We start from the raw sequence: 17,815 nt of genomic DNA, 5'->3' as shown, positions 1-17,815 counted from the left end.
CGATCACACGCGCGCAATCATCAATGAAGGCGGCGGCCGATCGCGGAATCGATTCCGCAGCCGGCCGCCGCCTTCGTCGTAGTATCCAAGATCGGCGTCGCAGGGGAGCGGCGTCAGTCCTTGGAACAGGGGAGTTCGCCGTCCTTGATCATTCGTTTGAAGACGCGGTAGTCCTCCTCGTTCTGGTCGGCGTAGGCGTCGGCGAAGCTCGCCATCGCGACGTCGAAGGAGTCGGTGCCGCCCAGATAGTTCGCGATCGCGATGCTGTCGCCGCTGCGCGCGTGCGCGTGCGCGAGGCACCACGCGCACATGCGGCCGAGGTCGTTGAGGGAGACGGCGGTCAGATGGTTGATGTCGATCGATCCCTTGCCGTTCCACAGCTGCCGCACATAATAGTCGCGCGGATTGCCGTCGTTGGCGACGAACTTCGTCCAGCCGAGCATGATGTCGGCCGTCGTCTGGATCAGTTTCTGTCCCTGCACGACGCGTTCGCCGTGCGACGGGTACGGGCTGTGGCCGACGAAGCGTTCAAGCACGGAATCGGTGGCCTCCTTCATCTGCAGCATCAGCGGATCGTCGATGTCGCGGCCGGTGAGCACCGACACCCACGCGCGCGTGCCGACCGAACCGACGCCGACGACCTTGCGCGCCGTGTCCTGATAACGATACTGGCTGAGCACATGACGGCGGTCTTCGTACAGCGAATCATGGTAGGACGCGAACAGCTGGTCGAGACGCTGCCGCAGCGCGTGGATGTCGTCGTAGCCTTCGAGTTCGTGGATCGGCACAAGCTCGGGCGGCATCGAACGGAAACGCAGACGGTCGCCGTCGAGATAGGTGAGCTTCGCGGTCGCGCTCGCCGAATCCTTCGACTTCGCCTTCATGACGGCCGCGCGCAGCGTGCGGTTGCGCTTGCCGTGCGCCGATGATTCGAACTGGTCGAGCGTGTTCTCGACGTCGAGATGGTCGTACCACATGTCCAGATAACGCATCTGCGAGAACTGGTTGATGTAGTCGCGATACGTCTTCACGCAGTCGCGCACCGCCTGCTGGCGGTCCTTCGAATAGATGTTGTTCGCGCGTCCGCAGATCTCGACGGAGACGGCGAGACGTTTGATGTCCCATTCCCACGGCCCTGTCGTCGTCTCGTCGAAATCGTTGATGTCGAAGACGAGATGCATCGTCGGCGAATAGAAGATGCCGAAGTTGCCGATATGCGCGTCGCCGACCGCCTGCACGGGGATGCCGGTGACCGGCGTGCGCGCGAGGTCGTTCGCCATGATGAGCGCGGTGCCGCGGTAGAACGTGAACGCCGAATCGCTCATCCGGTAATAGCGCAGCGGGATGAGGCTGCGCAGACGCGTCTTCGACTGTTCCTCGAGCAGGCCGATGACGTCGCGTCGATCCTTGACGACCTTCCATACGGCGTGCGATTCAAGCGGCGCCTTCGCACGCGCCTCGATGCCGGCACGCGCACGCGAGCGCGGCGTCGGCGACTGCCGCCATGTGGTGATGTCGACGACCGGGTCGTCGGGGGTGGATACGACGATGTTTCCGTTCATGTGCGTCATACCCGTAACGATAGCGCAGATGATGGCGCGGATGGCGGCGGATGGGCAGATGGTCGCGGAGATGGTCGCGGCGGCCTTCGTCCGTCATATGGTTGTTAACATCTTCCGTAACATCGGCATGGAACGATGAGCCGCATGGACAAACAGCAAGAGTTCGCGCTCAGGACCGTGGAAGAGCGCGACGTACGTTTCATTCGCCTGTGGTTCACGGACGTGTTGGGAACGCTCAAATCGGTCGCAATCGCGCCTGCGGAGCTGGAGGCGGCGTTCGAGGAGGGCATCGGTTTCGACGGTTCAGCGATCGAAGGCATGACGCGCGTCTCCGAAGACGACATGATCGTCAAGCCCGATCCGAGCACCTTCCAGATCCTTCCATGGCGCGGCGGCCCGCAGGGCACGGCGCGCATGTTCTGCGACATACTCTCGCCGGAGGGTGAACCCTCGCTCGCCGATCCGCGCCACGTGCTCAAGCGCGCGCTGTCGAAGGCGAAGGAGAAGGGCTTCACGTTCTACGTGCACCCGGAGATTGAATTTTACCTGTTCGAAAAGCAGGACGACTGGTCGCTCACGCCGGTGCCGATCGATCAGGGCGGCTACTTCGACCATGTGCCGCGCAGCCCCGGCATGGACTTCCGTCGCGCGACGGTGAACATGCTCGAGCAGATGGGCATCTCGGTCGAGTATTCGCACCATGAGGCCGGCCCGGGTCAGAACGAGATCGATCTGCGCTACGCGGACGCGCTGACGATCGCCGACAACATCATGACCTTCCGCACCGTCGTCAAGGAGATCTCGCTCGAACGCGGCATCCATGCGAGCTTCATGCCCAAGCCGCTCGCCGATGCGCCGGGTTCGGGCATGCATACGCATCTGAGCTTGTTCGAAGGCGACACGAACGCGTTCTACGAGGCGGGTCAGGAGTTCAACATGTCGCTGACGGCACGCCAGTTCGCCGCCGGCATCCTGTATCACGCGGCGGAGATCTGCGCAGTCACCGACCAGTTCGTCAATTCGTACAAGCGTCTATGGGGCGGCAACGAGGCACCGAGCTACATCTGCTGGGGCCACAACAACCGTTCCGCGCTGCTGCGCATCCCGCAGTACAAGCCGGGCAAGGGCAATTCGGCGCGCATCGAGTTCCGTGCCCTCGATCCGGGGGCGAACCCGTATCTGGCGTATTCGGTGCTGCTCGCCGCCGGCCTCGACGGCATCGAGAAGAAGATGCAGCTCGGCGAGCCGACGAGCGACGACGTCTGGGAGCTCACCGACGCCGAACGTCAGGCGATGGGCATCCAGCCGCTGCCCGAATCGCTCGACGAGGCGCTGCGCATCATGGAGAAGTCTGATTTCGTGGCCGATGTCCTCGGCGAGCACGTCTTCGAATACTTCATCCGCAACAAGCGCAAGGAGTGGGAGGAGTACCGCAGTCAGGTGACGCCCTTCGAGCTGCGCAAGTACCTCGCGAAGCTGTGATTGCGCGCTGCCGGCGCGTTTCGCGCGCGGCAGTGTGATTATGGCGGTATACAACGGCAGTCGGTGATTGAGTTTGATCGCCGACTGCCGTTTTTGTATGCGTCTGTAGTTGAGTTCAATCACCGACTGCCATCTGTACGGCTGTACGTGGCAGTTAGTGGTTGAGTTTAATCACCGACTGCCGTTTCGGCGACCGTTGATGGCAGTTAGTGGTTGAGGCTAATCACGGACTGCCGTCTGTGTAGCCGTCCGTGGCAGTCTGTGGTTGATCTCAACCGCCGACTGCCGCCCACGCCATGTCATTGGCGCGGATCGCCGAACCAGTTGGAGTAGATGATTGAGAAATTGCGGTTGCCGTAGGTCGAGCAGGAGTCGCCCTCGCCGGCGCCGGCGGCGAGCGCCGCGTCGTTCGGCTGGTAGGGCGTGTAGATGTATAGCAGAGCCGTCGCCTTGTTCTCAATGTACACGTTCGCGCCACCGCATGCGACGTCCGGATTGAAGCGGACGAAGTTGAGCCGTCCGGCGTGGAAGTCGTAGCGATCCTCATGGCGTACATAGTACTGGTAGCGTTCCGCCGAGCCGAAGACCTGCTTGAAGAACCCGGCGTATTCGGGATCACAGTGGTCGTCGTCGGGGCAGCTCAGGCCCATCGCCGATTTGAACTGGAATTCCTTCGGATTCGTCGCGGTGACGAGCTGCTGCTCCTTCTGCAGCACCGTGAGCAGCACCTTCGGCGAGACGTCGCAGGCCTGCGACGCCGCCGTGATGATCGCGGCCGCCGACTGCGCCCGCTTCGAGCCCGGGTATTCGCGGCAGTAGTCGTTCGCCTCGCGCCGTTCGACCTTGAACCGCCGCGCACGCAGACACGAATCCTTCGTGCATGCGGCCCCCTGCTCGTCGAGGAAGGTCTGCACCTGCGTCTCGTCCATCGCGTCGCCGTCAAAGAACTGGCTGTCCGAGATGATATCGCCGGGATTGAAATCATAGGCTTCGGTGAGTTCGACCTGCCGTGCCTTCGCCTCGGAGAGTTCGACGCGGGCGCTGATGAGGTTGCCGATGGCGACGACGAGCGCGATCACGACGATCGCGGCGAGCGCGCCGAAGGTCGCCATCGTCGCGCGTTCAACCGTCGACCCGCTCTTCCAACGTGCGATGAGCGTCGCGAAGGAGCGCCGCGCATGTGACTGCTGGCGTCGGTCGGCGATACGCGACGCAAAGCCGCTGTGAGACGAGCGTTTCGCTGATGATTTCTTCGTCGACGTTGTCTTCGTCGATGATTTCCGCGCCGATGACTGCCGCGCCGATGATTGCGCCGACGTCCGCCCGGCAGACGAGGATTTCGCCGAGCTCGACTTTGCCGAACTCGACTTTGCTCCCGCCGATTTCCCCGCCGTGCCGCTGCCGCCTTTCGCCGCCGCCGGCTTCGGCTTGCGTGACCCTGCCGGCCGCGTCGAACCCGACGTCGGCTGCGCGGGCTTCGTGCGGCGCGGCTTGCTCGGCCCCTGCCTCGGTGTGCCCTTCGATGCTGCCATCGTTCTTCCTTTCCCGTCCTCTCGCGCCGTTGCCGTCCTCTTTCGTCGCTCAGCGCAACGCCTTCGCGATGCGCTGCACGCTCACCGGCTGGTTCGTGCCGAGTTCCTGCGCCCACAGCGATACGTAGAACTCCTCCAGCAGCCACCGCGCGCGCATCGCCTTCGCCTGAGACTCGTCGCGCGCGGCGCCGGCGGGCATCGCGTCCGCCTTCGCCATCGCGTCGTCGACGAGACGCTTCGCCTCGTCGGCCTGCCACGCCCAGCGCACGTCGCGGTTCTTGTCGGCTTTCGCCTTGTCGAGGCGCATCAGGTCGGCGCGCAGATAGACGCCGATCCTCGGCAGCGAGAGCGGCGGCGTGCGCCCGATGAACCCGGGGTTGACGAGTGTCGCGACGTGTTCGCGGATCGATTGGAGCACCGACAGCATCGGCAGATCCGCCGGCCCGCTCACCGCCTTGTCGACCTTCGCGTACTGTTCGAGGATCGCGACGACGTCCTTGGCGACGGCGTAGACGGTGTCCTCGTAGACTTGTTCGACGCCGGCGACGGCCTGTGCGAGCGCCGCGTCGTCCTTGAGCGCGCCGATGTCCGGCAGCAGCCGTTTGACGGCGGCACGCTGCAGATCCTCGACGAGCTGCTTCGTGTCGTCGTAGGGCGCGGCGGCCAGACGCAGCGCCTCGGCGCCGAGCCAACGCGACGAGATGCGTTCGGCGGGCAGCCGCAGACGGTCGAGCGCGCCGTCCCACAGCATCTGCTCGCGCGACCTGGTCGTCGCGCCGGCGTTGCGCAGCAGGTCCGCCTGCTTGACGATCGCTCCGGCGTCGGCGGCCTGCTGCGCCTGACGTTTGACGACCTGACGCGCCGAGACCTGTGCTTCGGCGGCGAAACGGCGCTGCAGCTCGGCGAGCGACTTGCCGCTCGCGACGACCTTCGGCATGACGCGTTCGCGCCGCCGTCCGTGCTTTGGACGCGGCATCGGCTGTTCGATGACGAAGGTCATGCGCAGATACGGCGGCAGTTTCACGGCGAGGTCGTCGAGGACCTCGGGGTGGATCTGTGCGCCGACGACGCTGATCGCGCTCTTCGTGAACACATGCAGGAAATCGGGCCACTGACCGTCGTCGGGTGCCTCAGCCGGGTGCTCGCGCGTGCCGGAACCGGGCTGTTGAGGATAATGCGCGCCGATCCAGTCGTCGATCTTCGCCGCCGTGTCCGGCGCGGGCACGAACTGCACGCGCAGCGTCTTCGGCAGCGCCTTGATCAGCGCGATAATGAGCTCGTGGCGCAATCCGGGCACGTTCCAGCTGAACTCCTGCGGCGAGATGCGCGACAGCGCCGTCATCGGGATATGGACGCTGACGCCGTCGGCCTCGTCGTTCGTGTCATAGACGTAGCTCAGCCGCAGTTCGATCGCGCGGCCGTCGGAGCCGACGGTGACCCAATGGTCGGGGAAATCGCCCGGATCGTAGGATTCGGCGTCGAGCAGACGCTCGACCTTCGATGGATCGAAGTCGAGCAGATGCGGATGCGTCTCGTGCTCCTTTTTCCACCATGCGCCCAGATCGGCGACGCTCGTCACGTCCTGCGGGATCAGCGCGTTGTAGAAGTCGAAGAGATCCTCGTCGTTGATGCTCTGCGCGAGCTGACGTGTGCGGCTGGCGTCGTCCTGCGCGTCGGCGACGATTTGGCGGTTGCGTTCGACGAAGCCGTCATAGGCGAAGCGCTGCTGGATCTCACCTTCGACGAGACCCTGGCGGATCAGGAAGTCGCGCGCCTCGAGCGGGTTGATGCGCCCCCACTGCACCTGCCGTCCCTGCACGATCGGCAGGCCGTAGAGCAGCACCTTCGCCTCGGCGACGGCGCTGCCGCGCGACGCCGACCAGTGCGGTTGTGCGTAGGTCGTGCGCGTCAGCCCCTTGGCGAGCGGCTCCGCCCACGCCGGGTCGATTTGCGCGCTGTAGCGCGCCCACAGGCGGCTCGTCTCGACGAGTTCGGTGCTCATGACCCACGGCGGCGTCGACTTGGCGACGGCCGAGGCGGGGAACAGTGCGAAATGCGTGCCGCGTGCGCCCTGGTAATCGTTCTTCGCCATCTTCTGGGCGCGCTTGAGCGCACGTGCGCGCGCGGCGCCCTTGAGATTCGCATAATCGGAGGCCTTCGGCTCACGCACGACCTGCATGCCGATCATCGACAGCAAACCGGCGAGCATCGAACGGTGGATGCCTTGCGCGTCCCACGAACAGCACAGCGAGTGCGCGGCCTGCTGGTTGATCGGCAGCGCGCGCACCGCCTCGTCGGGACGCGAGACCGGGATCGGCTCGCCGACCTTGAACTTGAGTTCGCGGCACAGTTCGCGCAGCTGCGTGACGAGGTCGCGCCACTGGCGCATACGCAGATAGTGGAGGAACTCGGTTTTGCACAGGCGGCGCAGCGCGTTGCCGCTGCGTTCGCCGTCGGCGCCGAACGCGCGGTCCCAGATGTTGAGCGCCGTCAGGAAGTCGCTTGTCGGGTCGACGTAGCGGTTGTGGATGCGGTCGGCCTCGTTGCGCGCCTCCTCGGGACGTTCGCGCGGATCCTGCAGGCTGAGGAACGCGACGACGACGATGAGCGCGGCGAGCGTGTTCGGCGTCGTCGAACGGGCCGCCTCGATGAGCATGCGTCCCAGACGCACGTCGATCGGGATGCGCGCCAGCTGGCGTCCGGTGTGCGTCAGACGGATGTCGCCGCGTGTGCGTGAAATCGCCTGCAGCTCGGTCAGCTCGTTGATGCCGTCGGAGACCGACTTCATGTCCGGCGGGTCGATGAAGCCGAAATCGGTGATGTCGCGCGCCGTGTGCGCGACGCCGACCGACAGCATGTGCAGCACGACGGCGCCGAGCGACGTGCGCAGGATCTCCGGTTCGGTGAACCGCGGACGGCTTTCGTAATCTTCGGCGGAATACAGGCGGATCGCAATGCCGTCGGCGATGCGTCCGCAGCGGCCCGAACGCTGGTCGGCGCTCGCCTGCGAGATCGGCTCGATTGGGAGCCTCTGCACCTTCGCGCTCTTCGAATAGCGCGAGATGCGCGCCAGGCCGGGGTCGACGACGTAGCGGATGCCCGGCACCGTCAGCGACGTCTCGGCGACATTCGTCGCGATGACGATGCGCTGATGGGTGTGCGATTCGAAGACGCGATGCTGGTCCTTCGCGCTCAGACGGGCGAACAGCGGCATGATCTCGATCGCGTCGGGGCGGCGCATGTCGGCGCAGCGCGGGCCGAAGGCGTGGCGGATCGCCTGCTCGTAGTCGCGGATGTCGCGCTCGCCAGCGGCGAAGACGAGGATGTCGCGCGGGCCGCGGTCGTGCGCCGACACCGTCACGAGTTCGGCGCAGGCGCGCGCGACGGCGGTCGGCATGTCGGTGTCCGCGTCGCGTTCGCCGCCCGCCGTGTCCGTGCGCACGTCGGGGAATCCGGGCACATGCGCCATCAGCGACGGCGCGCCGCCGAGCGGCTCGTAGCAGATCGTGACCGGATAGGTGCGTCCGGAGACCTCGATGACCGGCACCGGGCGCTTCAACGCGTCCTCGAAATGCTTCTGGAACTTGACCGAATCGATCGTCGCCGACGTGATGATGAGCTTGAGGTCGGGCCGCTCGGGCAGCAGCGCCGTCAGATAGCCGAGCAGGAAGTCGATGTTGAGCGTGCGCTCGTGCGCCTCGTCGATGATGATCGTGTCGTAGCGCGTGAGTTTTGGGTCGCGCTGGATCTGAGCGAGCAGGATGCCGTCGGTGACGACGCGCAGCCGCGTCTTCGGCGACGACTCGTCGGTGAAGCGCACCTGATAGCCGACCTCGTCGCCCAGACGCACGCCCAGTTCGCTCGCGATGCGTTCGGCGACGGTGCGCGCGGCGAGGCGTCTCGGCTGCGTGTGCACGATCTGACGGCCGTGCGAGCCGCGGCCGAGTTCGAGCAGGATCTTCGGCAGCTGCGTCGTCTTGCCCGAGCCGGTCTGGCCGGAGACGATGACGACCTGCGCGTGGGTGACGGCCTCGGCGATCGCGTCGCGCGCGCCGCTGACCGGCAGTTCTTCTGGATACGAGAATTTCATATGATGCTGTGCGTTGTGCTTTCCGTAATTTTTAAGTTTGGTGTGATCGGCGTGGCCGCAACGGCCAGCTGCCCGAAAATGAAACGATCAGTGCAGGCGATGGACTTCGATGACGCGGTAGCCTTTCGAGCTCGCGTACTTGTCGACCTCGTAGGCGTCGGACAGCGCGTCGGCGAGCCAGCGCATCAGTGAATCGGAGCCGAGGTTCTTCTGCACGACGAGATACGCGTAGCCGTCCGGCGCCAGGCGCGGCAGCCACGTCATCAGCAGCGTGTGCAGCTCCTCCTTGCCGATACGGATCGGCGGATTCGACCAGATGAGCTCGAACTCGAGCCCTTCCGGGACGTCGTCGGCGTCGCCGACGTGGATGTTCGTGCAGCCGTTGAGTTCGGCGTTGCGTTCGGTCAGTTCGATTGCGCGTTCGTTGACGTCGATCGCGTAGACCTCGGCCTGCGGCGACTCGAGCGCAAGCGCGAGGCTGATCGCGCCCCATCCGCAGCCGATGTCGAGGAAGTCGCCGCGCTCCGGGGGCTGCGGCGCGTGACGCAGCAGCACCGACGTGCCCAGATCGACGCGATGCGCCGAGAAGACGCCGTTCGACGTCTCGACCCGTGCCTCGTGGCCGCGCAGCGTCACGTGCATCTCATGGCGCACGTCCTTAGAGGAAGGGGAGGCCGAGAAATACTGTTCGTTCGCCTGTGGGGATTCGATGTGCGCCATGGTGCTCCGCCTCGCTCTGCTGTATACTGGCATGTCTGCTTATCCGATGATAATCAGGACTCAGTAAGTTTCCAAGCAAGGACGAGGTAGTATTTGACCACATTGAACACCTTCGACGACGAAGCACAGGCAGCCTTCGCGGAGCCGGGACACCGCGACGTGCTCGCCGACCAGTCCGACGTGCTGCTCGAGGAAGGGCATGCGGACGGCGCCGAAAGCGAAATCTGGCGCGAAAGGGAATCGCGCAACGAACTCAAGCACGTCATCGGCCTCGGCGAACTCGAGGACGTCACCGAAGTCGAGTACCGCAAGGTGCGCCTCGAACGCGTCGTGCTCGTCGGCGTCTGGTCGGCGCGCACCGGTTCGCAGCGCGAGGCTGAGGAATCAATGCGCGAACTCGCCGCGCTCGCGCAGACGGCGGGCGCCGTCGTGTGCGACGCCGTGCTGCAGCAGCGCTCGCGGCCGGATCCGGCGACGTATGTGGGTGCCGGCAAGGCCAAGCAGATCGCCGACATCGTTGCAATCAACGAGGCCGATACGATCATCGTCGACGATGATCTGCCGCCGAGCCAGCGGCGTGCGCTCGAAGACGCGACGAAGGTCAAGGTCGTCGACAGGACGGCCGTCATCCTCGACATCTTCGCGCAGCATGCGACATCGCGCGAAGGCAAGGCGCAGGTCGAGCTCGCGCAGCTGCAGTACATGCTGCCGCGTCTGCGCGGCTGGGGCGCGGCGCTGTCGCGTCAGGCGGGCGGACGCGCCGCCGGCGCCGACGGCGGCATCGGTTCGCGCGGCCCGGGCGAGACGAAGATCGAACTCGACCGCCGAGTCATCCGCACCCGCATCGCGCATCTGCGCCGCCAGATTGCGCAGATGGCGCCGTCGCGCGAGGTCAAGCGCGGCTCGCGGCGCAAGTACGGGCTGCCGACGATCGCCGTCGTCGGCTACACGAACGCCGGCAAATCGTCGCTGACGAACAGGCTCACCGGCTCCGACGAGCTCGTCGAGAACGCGCTGTTCGCGACGCTCGACACGGCCGTGCGCCGTGCGCGCGCGAAGGACGGGCGCCTGTACGCGTACGTCGACACGGTCGGCTTCGTGCGCAGGCTGCCGACGCAGCTCGTCGAGGCCTTCAAGTCGACGCTCGAGGAGATTGCCGACGCCGACCTCGTCGTCCATGTCGTCGATGCGTCGCATCCCGACCCCTTCGGGCAGATCGACGCCGTCAACGAGGTGCTGCGCACGATCGACGGCGTCGAGCGGCTTCCGGTCGTCACCGTGTTCAACAAGACCGACCTCATCGATGACGTGACGCGCGAACGGCTGCACCGGCTCGCGCCGGACGCGTTCCTCGTCTCGTCGGCGAGCGGCGACGGCGTCGACGCGCTGCGCGCGCACGTCGAGGGGATGCTGCCCAAGCCGAACGTGCACGTCGAGGCGCTGCTGCCGTACACGGCCGGCTCGCTGCTGTCGAGGATCCGCGAATACGGCGACGTCGGATCGGTCGAATACCGCGACGACGGCGTCATGCTGCAGGCGGACGTCGACGAGCACCTCGCCGCGCAGGTGATGGAACAGGCCGTCGACGAGGGCTGACGACACGCAATATGCCCCGGCTGCGCACGTTCGCGCGGGCGGGGCGCCCCAACGCGCATGCCGTCCGGCGCGCAAGTCGCTGACAGCGTTGTCGGCACGGGGGGGAAAGGCGGCGGGGGCGCCGATGGCGCCATTTTTCGAAGCGTGAACAAGGGGGCCGTCTGCTACAGTGAGCAGCGAATGAAGTACGCATCCGCCACAAGCGGATCTTCGGTGATTATTGAGAGGTTATCATGGTGGATTCACCCATTAAGCCCACAAAGCTCGCGATTGTCGGCGCCGGCGCCGTCGGCTCCACACTCGCCTTCGCGGCCGCCGAGCGCGGCGTCGCCCGTGAGATCGTCCTTCAGGACATCGCGAAGGAACGCGTCGAGGCCGAGGTGCTCGACATGCAGCACGGTTCGAGCTTCTTCCCGACCGTCTCGATCGACGGATCCGATGACCCGGAGGTCTGCCGCGACGCCGACATGGTCGTCATCACCGCCGGCGCACGCCAGAAGCCGGGCCAGTCGCGCCTCGACCTGGCCGGCGCGACGATCAACATCATGGAGTCGATCATCCCGAACATGGTCAAGGTCGCCCCGAACGCGATCTACATGCTCATCACGAACCCGGTCGACGTCGTCACCCACGTGTCGATGAAGCTCTCGGGCCTGCCGTCGAACCAGATCTTCGGCTCGGGCACGAACCTCGACTCCGCCCGTCTGCGCTTCCTGATCGCGCAGCAGACCGGCGTCAACGTCAAGAACGTCCACGCCTACATCGCCGGCGAGCACGGCGACTCCGAAGTCCCGCTGTGGGCGTCCGCGACGATCGGCGGCGTCCCGATGTGCGACTGGCAGCCGCTGCCGGGCCACGCCCCGCTCGACGCCGCGATGCGCGAGCAGATCCATCAGGAGGTCAAGAACGCCGCCTACAAGATCATCAACGGCAAGGGCGCGACGAACTACGCGATCGCGATGTCCGGCGTCGACATCATCGACGCGATCCTCAAGGATTCGAACCGCATCCTGCCGGTCTCGTCGCTGTTGTCCGACTTCCATGGCATCTCCGACGTGTGCATGTCGGTGCCGACGCTGCTCAACCGCAACGGTGTGAACTCGCGCATCAACACGCCGGTCTCCGAGCACGAGCTTGCCGAGCTCAAGCGCTCCGCCGAGACGCTCAAGGAAACGGCCGCGCAGTTCGGCTTCTGATCCGCGAACAACGGCATTATGGGCCGGGCTTTCGATTGATTGGTTGATCGAAAGCCCGGCCCTCGCCGTTTTGTCCAGGCGGCATGCAGGCGGGATGCAAGGTAGGGTAGAGGTGGCGTGCAGCGGGGAATCGCCGCGCCGACATGCTTCTTGCGCTCTGGGCGATTGCCGCGCCGGGGCGCTCGTCCTAGGATGTGCAGCAGCGGCGGGGAACCAACGCGTTTGAGGACAGGGAGCACGACAGGGAGGCATCATGGCGCACACGCACTCGCATACGGCAGGCAATGGGATGGACCACGCCGGCAGACTGACGACGACGCTCATCCTGACCGGCACGATCTTCGTGGCCGAGGTCGTCGGCGCCGTCATCACCGGCTCGCTCGCATTGCTCGTCGACGCCGGCCATATGATGACCGACGTCTCGGTGCTCGCCGCCTCGACGCTCACCGCTTATCTGATGCGGCGCCGGCCGAACAACGCGCGCACGTGGGGTTGGGCGCGTCTCGAGGTCATCACTGCCGCCGGCGGCGGCCTGCTGCTGCTGTTCGTCGGCCTGTACGCGCTCATCGAGGCCGGGATGCGTCTGTTCGGCGCCGAGTCGGATACGATCCACGACGTGCGGCTGCTGCTGTTCTTCGGTGTCCTCGGTCTGGCCGCGAACGTCGGCTCGATCCTTGTGCTGCGCGCGCAGTCGGGCGACAACATGAACATGCGCGCCGCGTTCCTCGAGGTGTGCAACGATGCGCTCGGTTCGGTCGCCGTCATCGTCTCAGCCGTCGTCATGATGACGACGGGATGGGACGGCTTCGACGCGATCGCCGGCGCGTTCATCGCGCTGCTGATGATTCCGCGCGCCTTCATCCTCGTACGCGACGCGATGCGCGTGCTGCTCGAGGAGACGCCTGAGGGCCTTGATCTGGACAAGGTGCGCGAGCATCTGCAGCAGGTGCCGCATGTGATCGCCGTGCATGATCTGCATGCGAGCGTCGTCGCGACCGGCATGCCGATCCTCACTGCGCATGCCGTCGTCGACCGCGATATGACGATGGAGCAGGCCGGTCAGGTGCTGCGCCGGATGCAGGACTGCCTGCGCGAGCATTTCCCGGTCTCGATCCCGCACACGACCTTCCAGCTCGAACCGGAGGGCTATACGAGCGAAAGCGCGTCGCGCATCCATTCGTGAACGGGCTTGGCTCGGCTAGAGCCTGCGCAGCACGGTGACGACCTTGCCCATGATTTGGGCATGCGTGCCGTCGATCGGCGAATAGTTCGGATTGTGGGGGATGAGCCAGATGTGGCCATGTTCCTGGCGGAAGGTCTTGACAGTCGCCTCGTCGCCGAGCAGCGCGGCGACGATGTCGCCGTTCTCAGCCGTCTGCTGCTCGCGGACGACAACGAAGTCTCCGTCGCAGATCGCGGCGTCGATCATCGAATCGCCGTGCACCTCGAGCATGAACAAGTTGCCGGTGCCGGTGAGCCGCACGGGCAACCTCATGACGTCCTCGACATGCTGTTCGGCCGTGATCGGCACGCCGGCGGCGATCGCGCCGACGAGCGGCACATCCTGCAAGGCGGCGTAGGCGTCTTCCGGCGCCTGCATGCCTTCGCCGAAGGCGACCGGCACGTCCTGCGTCCCGATGATCTCGATCGCGCGCCCCTTGTTCGCATCGCGGCGGATGTAGCCCTTGAGTTCGAGCACCTGCAGCTGATGCTGGACCGACGATGTGCTTCTGAGACCGGCGGCCTGGCCGATCTCGCGCAGCGACGGCGCGAATCCCTGTCGCGAGATCAGATCGCGGATCGCGTCGTACACGCGCCGTTGGCGCTCGGTGAGTGGCTCCTGAGGGCCGGCGACGCCCGGCTGCTCGCGCTGTGGTTCGGTGCTGTGCATGGCATGTCCTTTCGTTGCTAGCCACGATACCGCGAAACGCCGAGGAAATCAAACAGATGTTCGAATCAGGCTTGACGAAATCGAACATCTGTGCGAATATCTGGGTGACGGAATAGAACAGATGTTCGAAAGGTGGCTTGTATGGAGACTCGGGGAATGCCGCGGATGGCGGCCGGTTCGAAGGCGCATGCCGGTCGCGTGGTCATTGACGTGCCGATGTCTGTCGCCGAGTCGCGCACACGGCTGCGCAGCGGGGAACGCGCCGTCGTGGCGCCGATGCGCGGCTGGTTCGTCCGTCATATGCGCCTGCTCGTCATCGTGCTGCTTGCCTGCACGACGTTTCTCGCTTTGTGGGGAAGCGGGGCATGGTCCGGTGATCCGACCCCTGCGGCCACTGGCGCGTCGGCTACATCCGCTGATGTCGTCCACTACACGGTGCGTTCCGGTGACACGTTGTGGTCGATCGCGCGCTGGTGCGGCTATGCGAACGAGCAGGAGGGCGTGGCGAAGCTGATGGCGATGAACGACCTGAGCACCGCCGAACTCAGCCCCGGCCAGCACCTCCTGCTGCCAATAGAGGCGTGACGATAGGCGTCGTATCGCCTCCGTGGCGGCCCTTTCTATGGGTCAGGAGCTTGAAGAGGAGTTGTTGAATGTCGGATTCTTGCGTACCGGAGGATTACCGTAGTATGTCGGATAGTCGAAAGATACGCGGTAGCCTTCCGCGTAGAGAGACCAACTGACGTTTGATCCAACACGCTTGATGCTGGAGACAAGGTTGCCGGGCATGTTGATTGTTCCGGCATCGACTTTTTCATCTTCGGTGGCAACTGAATTCCAGACAATCGATGCGAAGGTGGAGCAATTGTTGTTAATTAGTCCCCCATGTGGTATGCGTGGTGATATTTTGATTCACGATATCAAGATCTTGTTGCCTTAGAGGTCTTTGGATGGAAACGGAATCTCCCCAGTATACGCCGTTGCTTTGCGCGTATCCTTCTGTGTTGTACCAAAGTCCTGTGGGATCTGTATTACCCCATATGCCAACCGTGATGGATTTACCATCGGCGATGGTTAATCCTCCAACCTTCAAAGGGGAACCATTGTAGTTTGTGATAGATATCCATGCGTGACCGGCGTTGCTTAGCGATGAGAATCCACCGTCGCCTAATGCATAAATCCGCATCACTGCCACGCTCATGGCGGCACGTGAAGTTGAGAGCTCTTCGATGGTCTTCTTTTGGCCTTTCGGCAACTCAATCATCGGTAAGGGAGCTGGGTCGGAACTTTCCGGGATGCTTGTGATGTCTTCAGGGAAACTCGTGGGGCATCCAGAGTGTTTGTCGGCGGGGCGGTGTTTGTGTCAGATGCGTTGGCGGTAGCTGGGGCGAATAGGCTCACAGAAAGCGTCAGGATAATGCTTAATATGGCCGATACTCTCTTTTTCATTTCCATAGTCCTTTCAGGAGTTGGAGGATGATGGCGATGATCAGGGCGAATAATGGGTAGAGGGCGACGCGGATCCATACCATGGCCAGACCGGAACTCTGTTCGCTGTGGGTGCTGAAGAAGCGATAGGCCATATAGGTTTCCACGGTGCCGAAGGCAAGAACGCCGAGCGCGGCGATGACTTGCGTGATGGTGAGCAGTGAGCCATACTCCGCATAGAGTTGCTCATGTGAAATGTCAGAATGCAATTGTTCCCCTTCCTTCTGCTTCTTTGCTTTTCCTAATTATATATCAACATATGAGTGTGGATTACGCGTGTTGTGCAATGGAATCTGCGGCAACTACTCATACGGAATTCCGGTGACCTATGCTATGACACGCCGTTGCTGCTCGATGCGGGCCGTCTCAGTGTGCATGGCGGGCCAGAGTCGATGGAGGTGGTGCATGCATGGCGGGCAGAATCCAGATCGGTGTCCGGCGGGCGGGAGTGACGCGCGGCGGCACGCGGTTGCCGCAAAGGGCGCGCTTGCCGCTATTGTTGCAGATATGTATTGTCCTTTCTGCCAGAACCCCGATACCAAGGTGATCGACACGCGCATCAGCGACGACGGCCATTCGATCCGGCGCCGGCGCGAATGCCCCAAATGCGGGCGCCGCTTCAGCACCGTCGAGACGGCGACGCTGCTCGTGCGCAAACGCTCGGGCAACGTCGAGCAGTTCGACCGCAACAAGGTCATCGCCGGCGTGCGCAAGGCATGCCAGGGCCGGCCGATCAACGAGGACGACCTCAAGCAGCTGGGCCAGAAGGTGGAGGAGAGCCTGCGCGCGCAGGGCATCGCCGAAGTGCCGTCCGAGCAGGTCGGCAAGGCAATCCTCAAGCCGCTGCGCGAACTCGATGAGGTCGCCTATCTGCGCTTCGCGAGCGTCTACCAGAACTTCGAGGACCTCAACGACTTCCAGCACGCGATCGACGACCTGCGCGAAGCTGACTGATTCCGCGCCACGACGACGGAAGGCCGCATCCCGGGGGATGCGGCCTTCCGTGTTTATGTTGTGTGCGTTGTGTGCGCCGTGCGCGCGATGTATCAGTGCTCGATGACGCGCATGCGGATCGTACCGGGGATCGCGGCGAGCGCGTCGAGCGCCTGCTCGTCGGGGGCCGTCGCGACGTCGGTGACGACGTAACCAATCTCGCCTTCGGTGCCGAGCGCCTGCGCCGAGATGTTGATGTCCTGTTCGCCGAGCACGCGGTTGACGGCGGCGAGGATGCCCGGAAGATTGTCGTGCAGATGTGCGATGCGCGCTGCGCCCTTGCACGGACCGGTCGTGATCTGCGGCAGGTTGACCGACAGCATCGTCGACGCCTTCGTCCAATAGTCCTCGAGACGCTGCGAGACGAACTGGCCGATCGATTCCTGCGCCTCGAGCGTCGAGCCGCCGATGTGCGGCGTGAGAATCATATTGTCCTCGTCGGCGAGCACCGTGTGGAACTCGTCGCCGCTCTTCTTCGGCTCGACCTGGAATACGTCGATGGCGGCACCAGACAGGTGACCGCAGTCGAGATGGCGCTTGAGCGCGTCGAGGTCGACGACGAATCCGCGCGAGCAGTTGATGAAGATCGCGTCCTGCTTCATGTGCGCGAACTCGTCCTCGCCGAAGAAGCCGACGTTCGACTTCCTGCCGTCCACATGGATCGTGACGGCGTCCGAACGTTCGAGTAGCTCGTCGAGCGTCTCGCAGCGTTCGGCGTTGCCCAGCGCGAGCTTCTCCTCGATGTCATAGAACAGCACGTGCATGCCGAGCGCCTCGGCGAGCACCGACAGCTGCGAGCCGATGTTGCCGTAGCCGATGATGCCGAGCGTCTTGCCGCGCACCTCGTGCGAGCCGGCGGCGGACTTGTCCCACAGGCCGTGCTTCATATGGTGCGTGTGCGCGGGGATGCGGCGCATCAGGCAGATGATGTCGCAGATGACGAGCTCGACGACGGAACGCGTGTTCGAATACGGCGCGTTGAACACGGCGACGCCGGCCTTCGCCGCGGCCACCAGATCGACCTGGTTCGTGCCGATGCAGAAGCATCCGATGGCCGTGAGCGCCGGACGCGCGTCGAGCACGCGCTTCGTGACCGTCGTCTTGGACCGGATGCCGAGCAGGTCGACGCCGTCGAGCGCGTCGATGAGCTCGTCCTCGGACAGGGCGCCCTTCATCGTCTCGACTTCGAAGCCATGGTCGCGCAGCGTCTGCGCGGCGAGCGGATGGATGTTTTCCAGTAACAGTGCTTTCGGCATGGAATCCAC

General features: G+C 64.4%; 13 protein-coding genes and 1 pseudogene. 6 read left to right on the top strand and 8 right to left on the bottom strand.

Translation table 11 applies throughout. The features are described from left to right. Positions 1-113: 113 nt before the first annotated feature. Complete coding sequence (locus G606_RS0106035) at positions 114-1,571, bottom strand: DUF2252 domain-containing protein (RefSeq protein WP_442852243.1); 1,458 nt, start codon at positions 1,569-1,571, stop codon at positions 114-116. Positions 1,572-1,706: 135 nt separating this feature from the next. On the opposite strand from G606_RS0106035, the gene glnA reads away from it, so the two are divergent. Continuing rightward, positions 1,707-3,044 carry a type I glutamate--ammonia ligase gene (glnA, locus tag G606_RS0106025; protein ID WP_026645199.1) on the top strand — a complete coding sequence of 446 codons (1,338 nt, stop codon included), beginning with the start codon at positions 1,707-1,709 and terminating at the stop codon, positions 3,042-3,044. 299 nt (positions 3,045-3,343) lie between these two features. Here glnA and G606_RS0106020 read toward each other — a convergent pair whose 3' ends face one another. The 3 genes from G606_RS0106020 to G606_RS0106010 all read right to left on the bottom strand — a co-directional run bounded on the left by G606_RS0106020 (position 3,344) and on the right by G606_RS0106010 (position 9,386). After that, complete coding sequence (locus G606_RS0106020; RefSeq protein ID WP_423734402.1) at positions 3,344-4,249, bottom strand: hemagglutinin; 906 nt, start codon at positions 4,247-4,249, stop codon at positions 3,344-3,346. A gap of 376 nt (positions 4,250-4,625) precedes the next feature. Then, positions 4,626-8,666: an ATP-dependent RNA helicase HrpA gene (gene hrpA / locus G606_RS0106015; protein WP_026645197.1), complete on the bottom strand. Its 4,041-nt coding sequence runs from the start codon at positions 8,664-8,666 to the stop codon at positions 4,626-4,628. Between the two features lie 87 nt (positions 8,667-8,753). Beyond that, the gene (locus G606_RS0106010; RefSeq protein ID WP_026645196.1) at positions 8,754-9,386 is read right to left on the bottom strand and encodes a class I SAM-dependent methyltransferase; all 633 of its coding nucleotides are present in this window, start codon (positions 9,384-9,386) and stop codon (positions 8,754-8,756) included. Between the two features lie 102 nt (positions 9,387-9,488). Between G606_RS0106010 and hflX the strand changes: the two genes are divergently transcribed. The 3 genes from hflX to G606_RS0105995 all read left to right on the top strand — a co-directional run bounded on the left by hflX (position 9,489) and on the right by G606_RS0105995 (position 13,361). Further along, the gene (gene hflX / locus G606_RS10120; RefSeq protein WP_051198615.1) at positions 9,489-10,982 is read left to right on the top strand and encodes a GTPase HflX; all 1,494 of its coding nucleotides are present in this window, start codon (positions 9,489-9,491) and stop codon (positions 10,980-10,982) included. A gap of 233 nt (positions 10,983-11,215) precedes the next feature. Continuing rightward, on the top strand, positions 11,216-12,178 hold the full coding sequence (locus G606_RS0106000) for an L-lactate dehydrogenase (RefSeq protein WP_026645195.1): 963 nt from the start codon (positions 11,216-11,218) through the stop codon (positions 12,176-12,178). 253 nt (positions 12,179-12,431) lie between these two features. Then, positions 12,432-13,361, top strand: coding sequence for a cation diffusion facilitator family transporter (locus tag G606_RS0105995; RefSeq protein ID WP_026645194.1), 930 nt, complete (start codon positions 12,432-12,434; stop codon positions 13,359-13,361). Positions 13,362-13,376: 15 nt separating this feature from the next. Here G606_RS0105995 and lexA read toward each other — a convergent pair. Further along, positions 13,377-14,018: pseudogene (gene lexA / locus G606_RS0105990) on the bottom strand (transcriptional repressor LexA); the annotation flags it as partial. 192 nt (positions 14,019-14,210) lie between these two features. Between lexA and G606_RS10725 the strand changes: the two are divergent. Beyond that, positions 14,211-14,654: a LysM peptidoglycan-binding domain-containing protein gene (locus tag G606_RS10725; RefSeq protein WP_081664076.1), complete on the top strand. Its 444-nt coding sequence runs from the start codon at positions 14,211-14,213 to the stop codon at positions 14,652-14,654. A gap of 286 nt (positions 14,655-14,940) precedes the next feature. Here G606_RS10725 and G606_RS11195 read toward each other — a convergent pair whose 3' ends face one another. Beyond that, positions 14,941-15,333, bottom strand: coding sequence for a hypothetical protein (locus G606_RS11195; RefSeq protein WP_133120862.1), 393 nt, complete (start codon positions 15,331-15,333; stop codon positions 14,941-14,943). A gap of 181 nt (positions 15,334-15,514) precedes the next feature. Then, complete coding sequence (locus G606_RS0105980; RefSeq protein ID WP_026645192.1) at positions 15,515-15,766, bottom strand: hypothetical protein; 252 nt, start codon at positions 15,764-15,766, stop codon at positions 15,515-15,517. A gap of 298 nt (positions 15,767-16,064) precedes the next feature. Between G606_RS0105980 and nrdR the strand changes: the two genes are divergently transcribed. Further along, entirely contained in the window at positions 16,065-16,511 is a 447-nt protein-coding gene (gene nrdR, locus G606_RS0105975) for a transcriptional regulator NrdR (RefSeq protein WP_026645191.1), read from the top strand. A 92-nt stretch (positions 16,512-16,603) separates the two neighbouring features. Here the strand turns inward: nrdR and serA are convergent, their stop codons facing one another. Further along, a complete protein-coding gene (gene serA, locus G606_RS0105970) occupies positions 16,604-17,806 on the bottom strand; it encodes a phosphoglycerate dehydrogenase (protein WP_026645190.1) in 1,203 nt (400 codons plus the stop codon). Positions 17,807-17,815: the final 9 nt, after the last annotated feature.

Origin of the sequence: Bifidobacterium sp. AGR2158 (assembly GCF_000424225.1) — a bacterium.
Taxonomy (GTDB): domain Bacteria; phylum Actinomycetota; class Actinomycetes; order Actinomycetales; family Bifidobacteriaceae; genus Bifidobacterium; species Bifidobacterium anseris.
The sequence above is the reverse complement of the archived record's forward strand: the minus strand, read 5'-3'. Positions and strand labels throughout refer to the sequence as shown.